9 protein-coding genes and 1 pseudogene are annotated in these 13,049 nt (G+C 65.9%); 5 read left to right on the forward strand and 5 right to left on the reverse strand.

Going from position 1 to position 13,049, the window contains the following annotated elements:
• Nucleotides 1-45 precede the first annotated feature (45 nt).
• Nucleotides 46-888: an ABC transporter ATP-binding protein gene (locus ACVWZM_RS00160; RefSeq protein ID WP_456851373.1), complete on the forward strand. Its 843-nt coding sequence runs from the start codon at nt 46-48 to the stop codon at nt 886-888.
• Between the two features lie 76 nt (nt 889-964).
• On the opposite strand, the gene guaB is transcribed toward ACVWZM_RS00160, so the two are convergent.
• Together guaB and ACVWZM_RS00170 are read right to left on the reverse strand one after the other, a co-directional pair.
• Nucleotides 965-2,455, reverse strand: a complete 1,491-nt coding sequence (guaB, locus tag ACVWZM_RS00165; RefSeq protein WP_028344677.1) for an IMP dehydrogenase — start codon at nt 2,453-2,455, stop codon at nt 965-967.
• Nucleotides 2,456-2,638: 183 nt separating this feature from the next.
• Nucleotides 2,639-2,890, reverse strand: coding sequence for a hypothetical protein (locus ACVWZM_RS00170; RefSeq protein WP_018271177.1), 252 nt, complete (start codon nt 2,888-2,890; stop codon nt 2,639-2,641).
• A 139-nt stretch (nt 2,891-3,029) separates the two neighbouring features.
• Between ACVWZM_RS00170 and ACVWZM_RS00175 the strand changes: the two genes are divergently transcribed.
• Nucleotides 3,030-4,517, forward strand: a complete 1,488-nt coding sequence (locus ACVWZM_RS00175; RefSeq protein ID WP_225641306.1) for a DHA2 family efflux MFS transporter permease subunit — start codon at nt 3,030-3,032, stop codon at nt 4,515-4,517.
• 533 nt (nt 4,518-5,050) lie between these two features.
• Here ACVWZM_RS00175 and ACVWZM_RS00180 read toward each other — a convergent pair.
• Nucleotides 5,051-5,752, reverse strand: a complete 702-nt coding sequence (locus ACVWZM_RS00180) for an RlmE family RNA methyltransferase (RefSeq protein ID WP_057019775.1) — start codon at nt 5,750-5,752, stop codon at nt 5,051-5,053.
• A 166-nt stretch (nt 5,753-5,918) separates the two neighbouring features.
• A pseudogene (locus ACVWZM_RS00185) lies at nt 5,919-6,963 on the reverse strand (Ppx/GppA phosphatase family protein).
• 217 nt (nt 6,964-7,180) lie between these two features.
• On the opposite strand from ACVWZM_RS00185, the gene ACVWZM_RS00190 reads away from it, so the two are divergent.
• Complete coding sequence (locus ACVWZM_RS00190; RefSeq protein ID WP_456851375.1) at nt 7,181-9,553, forward strand: xanthine dehydrogenase family protein molybdopterin-binding subunit; 2,373 nt, start codon at nt 7,181-7,183, stop codon at nt 9,551-9,553.
• Between the two features lie 166 nt (nt 9,554-9,719).
• Here ACVWZM_RS00190 and ACVWZM_RS00195 read toward each other — a convergent pair whose 3' ends face one another.
• Complete coding sequence (locus ACVWZM_RS00195; RefSeq protein WP_456851377.1) at nt 9,720-10,523, reverse strand: hypothetical protein; 804 nt, start codon at nt 10,521-10,523, stop codon at nt 9,720-9,722.
• A gap of 135 nt (nt 10,524-10,658) precedes the next feature.
• On the opposite strand from ACVWZM_RS00195, the gene ACVWZM_RS00200 reads away from it, so the two are divergent.
• Nucleotides 10,659-11,159 (forward strand): YaiI/YqxD family protein, encoded by a 501-nt coding sequence (locus ACVWZM_RS00200; protein WP_229191200.1) that lies wholly within the window; start codon nt 10,659-10,661, stop codon nt 11,157-11,159.
• A gap of 4 nt (nt 11,160-11,163) precedes the next feature.
• Nucleotides 11,164-12,981 carry an ABC-F family ATP-binding cassette domain-containing protein gene (locus ACVWZM_RS00205; protein ID WP_456851379.1) on the forward strand — a complete coding sequence of 606 codons (1,818 nt, stop codon included), beginning with the start codon at nt 11,164-11,166 and terminating at the stop codon, nt 12,979-12,981.
• Nucleotides 12,982-13,049: the final 68 nt, after the last annotated feature.

A 13,049-nucleotide genomic window follows, 5' to 3' on the forward strand; every position in this document is an offset into this window, starting at 1 on the left:
GCCTGCTCCCGGATCGCAGCCCCTGCTCGGTTTGGAGGTCCGCGCATGTCAATCGCCAAGGTCGTCACCGCTGCGACGGAAGCGGCAGCGCTGATTTTATCGGTCAACAATATCGAGGTTGTCTACGATCACGTCATTCTCGTGTTGAAGGGCGTCTCGCTGGAGGTCCCGCGAGGCGGCATTGTTGCGCTTCTCGGCGCCAACGGCGCCGGCAAGACGACGACGCTGAAGGCGGTCTCCAATCTGCTGCACGCAGAGCGCGGCGAGGTCACCAAGGGCTCGATCCTGTTCAACGGCGTCGAGGTGAAGTCCCTGACGCCAAACGAGGTGGTGCGACGCGGCTGCATCCAGGTGATGGAGGGGCGGCGCGCCTTCCCTCATCTGACGGTCGAGGAGAACATCCTGACCGGCGCCTTTACACGGACGGACGGCAAGCTCGCGATCGCGCAGGACCTTGAACGTGTCTACGCTTATTTCCCCCGCCTCAAAGAGCGACGCAGTTCCACCGCCGGCTATACGTCGGGCGGCGAACAGCAGATGTGCGTGATTGGCCGCGCGCTGATGTCACGCCCGAAGATGATCCTGCTCGACGAACCATCGATGGGCCTCGCGCCGCAGATCGTCGAAGAGATCTTCGAGATCGTGAAGGATCTCAACGCCAGGGAAGGTGTGTCGTTTCTTCTCGCCGAGCAGAACACCAATATGGCGCTCAGATATGCAAGCCACGGCTACATCCTCGAAAACGGCCGCGTGGTGATGGACGGCGAAGCGCACGCGCTCGCCGCAAACGAGGACGTCAAGGAGTTCTATCTTGGCGTCGCCGGAGAGAAGCGAAAATCATACCGCGATGTGAAGCACTACAAGCGACGCAAGCGCTGGCTCGCCTAGCACATGATGGCATCCCGGAAATCCCGAGACTCCGGGTTCGGTCTTTCGGACCGCCCCGGAATGACGGTGCTGGGGCTTACACCCCGCCCGGATAGTTCGGGGCTTCGCGCGTGATGGTCACGTCGTGGACGTGGCTCTCGCGCAGGCCGGCGCCGGTGATGCGGACGAATTCGGCCTTGTCGTGGAAATCCTTGATGTCCTTGGCGCCGACATAGCCCATCGCCGCTCTGAGGCCGCCAGCGAGCTGGTGCATCACATTGCCGACCGGGCCCTTGTAGGGCACCTGGCCCTCGATGCCTTCGGGGACGAGCTTCAGCGTGTCCTTGATGTCCTGCTGGAAGTAGCGGTCGGCCGAGCCGCGCGCCATCGCGCCGACCGAGCCCATGCCGCGATAGGCCTTGTAGGAGCGGCCCTGCCACAGGAAGACTTCGCCCGGCGTCTCGTCGGTGCCGGCGAGCAGCGAGCCGACCATGGCGATGTCGGCACCGGCGGCGAGCGCCTTGGCGAGGTCGCCGGAATATTTGATGCCGCCGTCGGCGATCACGGGCACGTCGGCCTTCTTCGCCGCCGCGACCGCATCCATGATCGCGGTGAGCTGCGGCACGCCGACGCCGGCGACGATGCGCGTGGTGCAGATCGAGCCCGGGCCGATGCCGACCTTGATGCAGTCGGCGCCGGCATCGATCAGCGCCTGCGCGCCGCCCTCGGTCGCGACGTTGCCGGCCACCACCTGCACCGCGTTGGAGAGCCGCTTGATGCGGTTGACGGCATTGAGCACGTGGCGCGAATGGCCGTGCGCGGTGTCGACCACGACGACGTCGACGCCGGCATCGATCAGCCGCTCGGTGCGTTCATAGCCGGTCTCGCCGACCGTGGTGGCAGCGGCGACGCGCAGGCGGCCGTGCTCGTCCTTGCAGGCGAGCGGATGGGCGACCGCCTTCTCGATGTCCTTGACGGTGATCAGGCCGACGCAGCGATACTGGTCGTCGACGACGAGCAGCTTCTCGATGCGATGCTTGTGCAGCATCCGCTTCGCCTCGTCCTGGCCGACGCCCTCGCGCACCGTGACGAGGTTCTCGTGCGTCATCAGCTCCGAGACCTTCTGCCGGGGATCGCTGGCGAAACGCACGTCGCGGTTGGTCAGGATGCCGACCAGCTTGCCCGGCACGTTCTTGGCGGCACCGGTGACGACCGGAATGCCCGAGATGCCGTTCTCCTTCATCAGGGTCAGCGCATCGGCCAGCGTGGCGTCGGGGCCGATGGTCAGCGGATTGACCACCATGCCGGACTCAAACTTCTTGACCTGCCGCACCTGCGCGGCCTGCCCTTCCGGATCGAAGTTGCGGTGGATGACGCCGAGACCGCCGGCCTGCGCCATCGCGATCGCCATGCGCGCCTCGGTGACGGTGTCCATCGCGGACGCCATGATCGGAATGTTGAGCGAGATCGCGCGGGTGACGCGCGAGCGAATATCGACTTCCGAGGGAAGCACGTCGGACAAACCGGGCTTCAGCAGCACATCGTCGAACGTGAAGGCTTCGCGGATAGCCGGAAATCCCGTGGCCATTGCCAACTCCTTTATCTGCGGCCCAGCCGCGATGGTCTTACGGATGAACGCCGCCTGCGGCGACGCTCGCTGCGTCACCGTCGAATCGGCGCCCATCGGTGGGGTTGACGCTGGTCGATAGCATGGCGGCATGACGAATCAAAGTGTTTGCCAGCCATGCACAGGCCTTTTTAGGGGGCCGGTTCAGGGCGCCCGGTAACCCGGCGGCGGCCCATGGCGGCGGATCGCCTCGACCATTTCGCGATGGCGCCGGTCCTCGCGCTTCATGTGGACCGCGATCACGGCATGGGCCGACGGCACCAGCAGCAACACGTGGAAAAACAGCCCGAAAACCGCGCAAAACACGATCAGGACCAGATTAAAGATGGCCGAAAACGGCTGTCCGTTCAGGAGCAGTCCGATCGGCGGCAGGAGAGCGGCAAGGACGTAGATCACGGCGAACCTTTGGACACGGGCGGATGCATACCAGCGTCACGCAGGATTTAGGGCGTTTGGCCGGTTCCGCAATAGCGTGGCCGAGGGCAGGATGATATGGCCCGCTCGCCCGCCTTTTCAGCACAGCTGTCCTGTTTTGATGAACAAGCAACGCCTGATCCCGCTCATCGTGGCCACCGCCCTGTTCATGGAGAACATGGACTCCACGGTGATCGCGACCTCGCTGCCGGCGATCGCCGCCGATATCGGCACCAGCCCGCTGACGCTGAAACTGGCGATCACCTCCTACCTGCTGTCGCTCGCGGTGTTCATCCCGGCGAGCGGCTGGACCGCGGACCGCTTCGGCGCCCGCATCGTGTTTGCCGGCGCCGTCGGCGTGTTCATGCTGGGCTCGATCGGCTGCGCACTGTCGTCCTCGGTGACCGATTTCGTGTTCGCCCGCATCCTGCAGGGCCTCGGCGGGGCGATGATGACCCCGGTCGGTAGGCTGGTGCTGCTGCGCTCGGTCGACAAGAGTGCGCTGGTCAACGCGATGGCCTGGGTGACGGTCCCGGCGCTGATCGGCCCGGTGATCGGACCGCCGCTCGGCGGCTTCATCACCACCTATTTCTCCTGGCACTGGATCTTCCTGATCAACATCCCGATCGGGCTGCTCGGCATCTTTCTGGCGCTGAAATACATCGACCCGATCAAGAGCGAGGATCCCGAGCGCTTCGACCTGATAGGACTGGTGCTGGCTGGCATTGGCCTCGCCGGCATCGCCTTCGGACTGTCGGTGGCCGGGCTCAATCTGCTGCCGTGGCCGATCGTCGCCGCGCTGGTCGGGGTCGGCACGGTCTCGATGACGCTTTACGTCATCCACGCGCGGCGGACCGGTTCGCCGGTGCTCGATTTCGGCTTGCTGCGGCTGCCGACCATGCGCGCGTCGATCGTCGGCGGCTTCATGTTCCGGCTCGGCATCGGCGCGCTGCCGTTCCTGCTGCCGCTGTTGATGCAGGTCGGCTTCGGCCTGTCGCCGTTCCAGTCCGGTCTCGTCACCTTTGCGTCGGCGGTCGGCGCCATGGGCATGAAGACGCTGGCGGCGCGCATCATCCGCGCCTTCGGCTTCCGCAACATGATGACCGTCAACGCGGTGGTCAGTTCGGCTTTCCTGGCCGCCTGCGCCCTGTTCACGATCTCGACGCCGCTGATGCTGATCTTCACCATCCTGGTGGTCGGCGGCTTCTTCCGCTCGCTGCAGTTCACCGCGATCAACACGGTGGCCTATGCCGAGGTCGAGGCGCCGCAGATGAGCCGGGCCACCACTCTCGTCAGCGTCAACCAGCAGCTCGCGGTGTCCGCGGGCGTCGCGGTCGGCGCGTTCTCGGTTGAAACCACGCTGGCGCTGCACCACCAGACCGAGCTCTCCGCCGACGTGTTCGCGCCGGCCTTCATCGTGGTCTCGCTGATCTCGGCGGCCTCGGCCTGGTTCTTCTGGCAGATGCCGGCTGAGGCCGGCAACGAGATCGCCGGCCGCAAGGCGATCGACATATCGAGCCGCAAGGGCGCCGAGAAGCGCGCCGCGACGGAAGCCGTCAAGGTCGCCACCGAGGACACCCAGAACGCACGCGATCAGCGGCTCGGCTAGTCGATCGAACGAGCCGTCTCCGAAGCACGGACACCGCGAGTCGCCGTCAGGGTCACGACCAGACCATCAGGGGTGGCCGGTCATTCCGCCTGGCTGTTTTCGATCCGGACGTTCGATTAGTTCGTATGTAGGAACGTGGGTCGCTTCCAGCCACGATTCCAGCGCAGCTCCGCAGACCGTGCAGATCGCATCACCCGTATGCGGCACCAAGAACTTCTCTTCGGTGCGTCTGTACTCGGCGCCGCAATTGCATTGAACAATGGTCGCCATGTGGGAAATATGCGCTTGCGTCGGCCGATTTTCTAGTCCGGCGCGAAACGGCCCCGGTGCGCGAAACCTGACGCTGCATCAAGGCCGCCAACCCGTGGGGGGTTTTCTCCCGGTGGGCTTGGGGGGCATTGGCCGGGAGCAAAGGAGTCGACTCCGGCCCCAACCGTTCGCACCTAAATGTTGTTGCTGCGCCGCTTCGTCATTGCGAGCGGAGCGAAGCAATCCAGCCGTCCGCATACGCAGAACGCTGGATTGCGTCGGCGCTACGCCCCGCGCGATGACGGCTGCGGCTGTCCGCGAAATCCCGTCGCCAGCACATAGCGCTCCGACGAATCCTGCCGGCTGGCGGCCGGCTTGACGTGGCGGACGGTCGCGAAATCGCGCTTCAGCTGCGCCACCAACTCGGCGTCGGCGCCGCTCTGGAACACCTTTGCCAGGAACGTGCCGCCGGGATTGAGCACCTCGCCGGCGAAATGCGCGGCGGTCTCGACCAGGCCGATGATGCGCAGCTGATCGGTCTTGCGATGGCCGGTGGTGTTGGCGGCCATGTCGGACATCACGATGTCGGCGCGGCCGCCCATCATCGCGATCAGTTTTTCCGGCGCGTCGTGGTCGAGGAAGTCGAGCTGCGCGAAGGTGACGCCGGGAATCTCGCCCATCTCCAGCAGATCGATCGCGACCACCTTGCCCTTGCCGTCGACAGCACCGGTCCGCTTGGCCGCAATCTGGCTCCAGCCGCCGGGCGCCGCGCCGAGATCGACCACGGTCATGCCCGGCTTGAGCAGACGGTATTTGTCGTCGATCTCGAGCAGCTTGAAAGCTGCGCGGGAGCGGTAGCCCATCGCCTTGGCCTTGGCGACATAGGGATCGTTCAGCTGGCGTTCGAGCCAGAGTTTTGACGACAGCTTGCGCTTGCCGCCGCTCTTGACCGTGACGTGCAGCCGCCCGGTGGTGTCTTTCGCCATACTGCTTCTCTACTCCCTCGCCCCGCTCTTGCGGGGAGAGGGTTGGGGTGAGGGGCTGGTTCCGCAATGAAGGTGAGAGATGCGCTCGTGGAAAGTCCCCCTGACCCGGATTGCATTGACATGCAATCCGGCCTCTCGCCGCAAGCGGGGCGAGGCAAGAGAAGCTCTAGCACGCCCGCAGCGCGCCGTCCTCGCGCATCATCTCGACCAGCATGCCCTCGCGCAGGCCGCGATCAGCGACGCGGAGCCGCGGCATCGGGAACGCGTTGCGGATCGCATCGAGGATCGCGCAGCCGGCGAGCACCAAATCGGCGCGCTCGACGCTGATGCAGTTGTTGTTGACGCGCGCCTCATAGCTCATGCCGAGCAGCTTCTGGATCGTCGCGGTGACGTCGCAATCGTTCATCCAGATGCCGTCGATGCGGCGGCGGTCGTAGCGCGACAGATTGAGGAACACGCCGGCGAGCGTGGTCACGGTGCCGGAGGTGCCGAGCATGTGCATGTCGCGCAGATCCTTGCCGTGCTCGGCCGCGAACGGCGCGACGTGCCGCGCGACCTCATCGATCATTCGCGCATACAGATCCCTGGTGACGTTCTTGCCGCCGAAATGTTCGGCCAGCGTGACGACGCCGAGCGGGATCGACATCCACGCCTTGATGCGTGGCGCCGCGTCGGGCGCGTTGGGGTCGCGCTCGATCCGCACCAGCTCGGTCGAGCCGCCGCCAATATCGAACAGGATGGCGCCCCGCCCCTTCGGATCGAGCAGCGGCGAGCAGCCGATCACCGCGAGCGTCGCCTCGGTCTCACGATCGATCACCTCGAGCTTGATGCCGGTCTCCGGCCGCCACCCGCGCGCGGAAGCTCTCGGCGTTGCCGGCGGCGCGGCAGGCCTCGGTGGCGATCAGGCGGAGCCGGCGCGCCTTGCGATAGCGAATCTTGTCGCTGCAGATGGCCAGTGCGGCAATCGCCCGCTCAATCGCGGCCTCGCTGATCGAGCCCGTGGCGGCGATGCCCTCGCCGAGCCTGATGATCCGCGAGAATGAATCGACCACGCGGAACCCGTCGCCGGTGGGACAGGCGATCAACAGCCGGCAATTGTTGGTGCCAAGGTCCAGCGCGGCGTAGACGTCACTTTCCGCCGCCGCCGCAACCAACCCTGGCGGGGCTTCGCTGGCCGGGGGGCCGTCGCAAAGCCGCACATGGTCGTTCATCAAAACTGTCTTTCCGCGGGACCCCAGGGGATCCGTAGGATCCTTTAGGCCCGCCGAATAATTATCGTTCACGGAAACTTTAGCAGCGTCAAAGCCCTACGCAAACTCCGTTCACATTGGGTCCATGCCCAATCGGGCGTTGTCGTTAAGGGGGGTGTGCGTTATCTCCTCAGCGCCCCCAAACTCCAGCAAATCCGGGCATTTCAGGTCATTTTCGATGCAAGATCACACGCCGCCTGCCTCCCTCGAAAACGCTATCGCACTGCAAAAATACGGCGTCGGACAGCCTGTTCGACGAAAGGAGGACGACACCCTGGTGCGCGGCAAGGGCAAATACACCGACGATTTCTCGCTGCCCGGCCAGGCCTATTGCTGGATGGTTCGCTCCTCGCATGCCCATGGAATCATCAAGGGGGTCGATACGGCGGCCGCCAAGGCGATGCCCGGCGTGCTCGGGGTCTGGACCGGCGCCGACCTTGCGGCCGCCGGCTACAACCCCTTCACCTGCGGCCTGCCGCTGAAGAACCGCGACGGCTCGCCGCTCAAGCAGACCAACCGCCCCGCGCTGGTGACCGACAAGGTGCGCTTCGTCGGCGATCCCGTCGCCTTCGTGGTGGCGGAGACCGCGGCGCAGGCGCGCGATGCCGCCGAGGCCGTCGAGGTCGATATCGAGCCGCTGCCCGCGGTGACCGACGCAGCTGAAGCCGCCAGGCCCGGCGCGCCGCAGCTCTACGACGACATCCCCGATAACGTCGCGCTCGACTATCACTATGGCGACGCCGCCAAGATCGAGGCGGCGTTCGCCGGCGCGGCGCACATCACCAAGCTCGACATCGTCAACACCCGCGTCGCCGTGGTCTCGATGGAGCCGCGCGTCGCCCTCGCGCATTACGACAAGAAAACCGAACGCTTCACGCTGCAGGTGCCGACCCAGGGCGTCTCCGGCAACAAGGCGATCCTAGCGCGCCTGCTCAACGTGCCCGCCGACAAGGTCCGCATCCTCACTGGCAATGTCGGCGGCTCGTTCGGGATGAAGAATCTCAACTATCCCGAATACACCTGCATCGCGCATGCGGCGCGTGAGCTCGGCCGCCCGGTGAAGTGGCTGGATGAGCGTTCGACCAGCTTCCTCTCCGACAGCCAGGGCCGTGCGCAGCTGATCCACGCCGAGCTCGCGCTCGATGCCGACGGCAAGTTCCTCGCGGTGCGGCTGTCCGGCTACGGCAATCTCGGCGCCTATATCACCGGCGTCGCTCCGGGCCCCCTGTCGCTCAACACCGGCAAGAACCTCGCCAGCGTCTATCGCACGCCGCTGCTCGGCGTCGACATCAAGACGGTCCTGACCAACACCACGCTGATGGGCGCCTATCGCGGCGCCGGCCGGCCCGAGGCCAATTACTACATGGAGCGGCTGATCGATGCGGCCGCCGACGAGATGGGCATCAACCGCTTCACGCTGCGCAAGCGCAACTTCATCAAGCCGTCGCAGCTGCCGTTCCCGGCGGCGTCCGGCGTCACCTATGACAGCGGCGATTTCGCCGGTGTGTTCCAGAAGGCGCTGGAGATCTCCGACTATGAGAACTTCGCCAAGCGCAAGAAGGAGAGCAAGAAGAGCGGCAAGCTGCGCGGTATCGCCGTCGGCTCCTATCTCGAGGTCACCGCGCCGCCGAGCGGCGAGCTCGGCAAGATCAGCTTCGAGCCCGATGGCTCGGTGAAGCTCACCACCGGCACGCTGGATTACGGCCAGGGCCACGCCACGCCGTTCGCGCAGGTGCTGTCCGACCAGCTCGGCGTCCCCTTCGAGAAGATCACGCTCGAACAGGGCGACAGCGATCTCGTCCGCTTCGGCAACGGCACCGGTGGCTCGCGCTCGATCACCGCGACTGGACAGGCGATCGTCGAGGCTTCCGCGCTCGTCGTCGAGAAGGGCAAGAAGGCCGCCGCGCACATGCTGGAGGCCTCCGAGGCCGACATCGAATTCGGCGCCGGCCGCTTCACCATCGCCGGCACCGACCGCTCGATCGGCATCACGGAGCTCGCCGAGCGGATGCGCGCCGGCAAGATGCCGGAAGGCACGCCGGAGACGCTCGACGTCGATCACGCCACCAAGGAGACGGCGTCGACCTTCCCGAACGGCTGCCACGTCGCCGAGGTCGAGATCGATCCGGACACCGGCGTGACGCGGATCGTGCGCTACTCCGCGGTCAACGATTTCGGCGTCGTGGTCAATCCGATGATCGTCGCGGGCCAGCTGCACGGCGGCGTCGCGCAGGGCATCGGCCAGGCGCTGATGGAGGAAATCAGCTACGACGCATCAGGCCAGCCGATCACCGGCTCGTTCATGGACTACGCGCTGCCGCGCGCCGGCGACGTGCCGTCGATGCTGGTCGGCGATCATCCCTCGCCGGCGAAATCCAACCCGCTCGGCACCAAGGGCTGCGGCGAGGCCGGCTGCGCCGGCAGCCTCGTCTGCATCGTCAACGCCGTGGTCGACGCGCTGTCAGAGTACGGCATCAAGCATATCAACATGCCGCTGACGCCGGAACGCGTCTGGCGCGCGATCCAGGACGCCAAGGCGAGCGTGGCATAAGGGCTCTCCTGCTCCCTCGCCCCGCTCTTGCGGGGAGAGGGCTGGGGTGAGGGCTCCATCCGGCGAGCAAGGTCGTTGTAACTGGAATTGTGCCTTGCCCCTCACCCGGATCGCATCTGCGATGCGATCCGACCTCTCCCCGTGAAGAACGGGGAGAGGTGGAAAGTTACGCCGCGGCCTGCTCGCGCGGCTGGGTGATCGCGATGTGCCAGCAATGCGCGAGCGGCACACCGTTGCCGAGCACCAGCGCGTCGAGCTCGACGAAGCGGTGGCCCTTCTTGTCGTAATTGCCCGTCACCTTGGCGCGCGCGGTCAGCTCGTCGCCGACCTTGCCCGCCGACAGCAGCTGCATGCGGGTGCCGACATGGATCCAGGGCCCGAGGATCGCATTGTCGACCAGGACCTTGTTCATCACCCGCGGCAGCAGGCCGGGATGGCCGAGACCTTCGCGCAGGTAGATCGGGTCGGTCTCCCTGATATCGGCGAGATACTCCTTCGCGGCATCGCCCGACCAGTCGCGCGGGATGGTGCCGAGCCACTTGCCCTCTTCATAGGACGAGGCGCTGACCGGCTTGCGCTCGGCGACCGCGGCGACCTGCTTGTAGTCATCGAGCACGAATTTCGGCGCGGATGCCGGCAGCGACGCGGTGCCGGTGGCGCAGAGCTCGCCGCGGCTGTGGAGCTCGATCGTGAGCCCATTGCCGGTCTCCTGTCCGGTCAATTCCGCGATCTCGCCGTCATAGACCGGCTTGACGAAGCGCGCCTCGATCAGGCCGCGCGCGAGGAAATCGCGGCCCCATTTCTCGACCGGCAGGTGCATCATGTAGGCCATCACGTCGACGCCGGGCACCAGCCCGCCGGAAAAGCCGAACTTTCGCGCCACCGTGTCGTCGTGGATCTTGTTCTCCGACAGTTTCGAGGTGTTGTACGCCGAGACGCAGTAGGTCAGCGAAGCCGTCTTCGAATCCATGGGGTTTCCCCTTATTTCCGTTGTTTTTCTCAGGCAATCGTAGTCGAACCGGTCAGCCTGACAAGCCTCTCGTTTTGCTCGCAATTTTCCGCCCGATGGAGTACACGCTGGCGGCGCCTACCAACCTTGGAATCGATGACTGAAACCCCTGCTCCCACCCGCATCTATGTCGACGCCGACGCCTGCCCGGTGAAGGACGAGATCTATCGCGTCGCGATCCGGCTCGGCGTGCCCGTCAGCGTGGTCGCGGGCAATTTCATCCGCGTGCCGCAGGATCCGCTGATCGAGCGCATTGCCGCCGGTTCCGGCATGGATGCCGCCGACGACTGGATCGCGGAACGCGCGCATGAAGGCGACGTGGTGGTCACGGCGGACATTCCGCTGGCGAGCCGCTGCGTCAAGGCCGGCGCCGATGTGATCGCGCCGAACGGCAAGCCGTTCACCGAACAGTCGATCGGCATGACGCTCGCGGTGCGCAATCTGATGACCGATCTGCGCTCGTCGGGCGAGATCACCGGCGGGCCGAAATCATATTCGCCGCGCGACCGCTCGACCTTCCTGTCGACGCTCGACCAGACCATCCGCCGTATCCAGCGCCGTCGCGCCGAGCAGGCGCAGGCGAGCCAGCCGGGTTAGCGCGATGGCTCCGCCTCCTCTGATCCAGCTCAAGGACATCAGCCTGACCTTCGGCGGCACGCCGCTGCTGACGGGCGTCGAGCTGTCGGTCTCCGCCGGCGAGCGCGTCTGCCTGATCGGCCGCAACGGTTCCGGCAAGTCGACCCTGCTGCGGATCGCGGCCGGCCTGGTCGAGCCTGACGCCGGCAGCCGCTTCGTGCAGCCCGGCGCCACCATCCGCTATCTGCCGCAGGAGCCGGATTTCGGCGAGCACAAGACGACGCTCGCCTATGTCGAGGCCGGCCTCGGGCCCGGCGACGACCATTACCAGGCACGCTATCTGCTTGAGCAGCTCGGCCTCAGCGGCGAGGAAGATCCCGCGCTTGTCTCCGGCGGCGAGGCGCGCCGCGCGGCGCTGGCGCGCGTGCTGGCGCCCTCGCCCGATATCCTGCTGCTCGACGAGCCGACCAACCATCTCGACCTGCCGACCATCGAATGGCTCGAGGCCGAACTGGAAAGCCGGCGCTGCGCGCTGGTGCTGATCAGCCACGACCGCCGCTTCCTCACCAATCTGTCGCGCACCACGGCCTGGCTCGACCGCGGCCAGATCCGGCAGATCGAGCGCGGCTTCGGCGCCTTCGAGGCGTGGCGCGACGAGGTGCTGGCCGAGGAAGAGCGCGAGCAGCACAAGCTCGACCGCAAGATCGTCAACGAGGAGCACTGGCTGCGCTACGGCGTCTCCGGCCGCCGCAAGCGCAACGTCAAGCGGCTCGGCAATCTGCATGCGCTGCGCGACCAGCGCCGCAACTATCGCGGCGCCACCGGCAATGCCACGCTCGCCGCCGCCGAAGCCGAGAAGTCCGGCCGCCTGGTGATCGAGGCCAAGAACATCGCGAAGGCGTTCGGCGAGCGCAAGATCGTCGACGGCTTCTCGACCCGGATCCAGCGCGGCGACCGGCTCGGTATCGTCGGCCCGAACGGCGCCGGCAAGACCACATTGGTGCATCTGTTGATCGGCAACGATCCGCCCGACTCCGGTTCGGTGCGACTCGGGGCCAATATCGAGATGGCAACCCTCGACCAGCACCGCGAGAGCCTCGACCCGAAGCTGACGCTGGCTGAAGCCTTGACCGGCGGCCGCGGCGACCACGTCATGGTCGGCGACAAGTCGAAGCACGTCATCGGCTACATGAAGGATTTCCTGTTCGCGCAGGAGCAGCGCGGCACGCCGCTGGAAGCGCTCTCCGGCGGCGAGCGCGGCCGCCTGATGCTGGCGCGCGCGCTGGCCAAACCGTCGAACCTCTTGATCCTGGACGAGCCGACCAACGACCTCGATCTCGAAACCCTCGACGTGCTCGAGGACATGCTCGGCGATTACGAAGGCACGGTGATCCTGATCAGCCACGACCGCGACTTCCTCGACCGCGTCGTGACGTCGGTGATCGTGCCCGAGGGCCAGGGCCGCTGGATCGAATATGCCGGCGGCTATTCCGACATGCTGACGCAGCGCGGCGCCGACGTGAAGCGCGAGACGGTGAAGGCGGATACCGCGACCGAAGAGAAGAAGGAAGCCAGGGCGGCAGCGCCCGAGGCAGCACCGCGGCGCCGGCTGAGCTTCAACGAGAAACACGCGCTGGAAACCTTGCCGAAGACCATCGACAAGCTGCACAACGAGATCGCCAAGCAGCAGAAGCTGCTCGACGATCCCGATCTCTATACGAAGGATCGCAAGAAATTCGACGCCGCCTCGGCCGCGATCGCAAAGGCGCAGCAAGAGCTCGCTGCCGCCGAGGACCGCTGGCTCGAGTTAGAGGTGCTGCGCGAAGAGATCGAGCAGGCATGAACACAATGATTCTTGCCGTCATTGCGAGGAGCGGAGCGACGAAGCAATCCATGCATCTGCAAACGCGG

It is taken from the genome of Bradyrhizobium sp. USDA 4501, assembly GCF_054062115.1.

Bases quoted from the DNA above. Each gene is read 5' to 3' on its own strand.
- ACVWZM_RS00180 (WP_057019775.1), bottom strand. From the start codon at position 5,752: ATGGCGAAAGACACCACCGGGCGGCTGCACGTCACGGTCAAGAGCGGC.
- ACVWZM_RS00195 (WP_456851377.1), bottom strand. From the start codon at position 10,523: ATGGATTCGAAGACGGCTTCGCTGACCTACTGCGTCTCGGCGTACAAC.
- guaB (WP_028344677.1), bottom strand. From the start codon at position 2,455: ATGGCCACGGGATTTCCGGCTATCCGCGAAGCCTTCACGTTCGACGAT.
- ACVWZM_RS00175 (WP_225641306.1), top strand. From the start codon at position 3,030: ATGAACAAGCAACGCCTGATCCCGCTCATCGTGGCCACCGCCCTGTTC.
- ACVWZM_RS00160 (WP_456851373.1), top strand. From the start codon at position 46: ATGTCAATCGCCAAGGTCGTCACCGCTGCGACGGAAGCGGCAGCGCTG.
- ACVWZM_RS00205 (WP_456851379.1), top strand. From the start codon at position 11,164: ATGGCTCCGCCTCCTCTGATCCAGCTCAAGGACATCAGCCTGACCTTC.
- ACVWZM_RS00200 (WP_229191200.1), top strand. From the start codon at position 10,659: ATGACTGAAACCCCTGCTCCCACCCGCATCTATGTCGACGCCGACGCC.
- ACVWZM_RS00190 (WP_456851375.1), top strand. From the start codon at position 7,181: ATGCAAGATCACACGCCGCCTGCCTCCCTCGAAAACGCTATCGCACTG.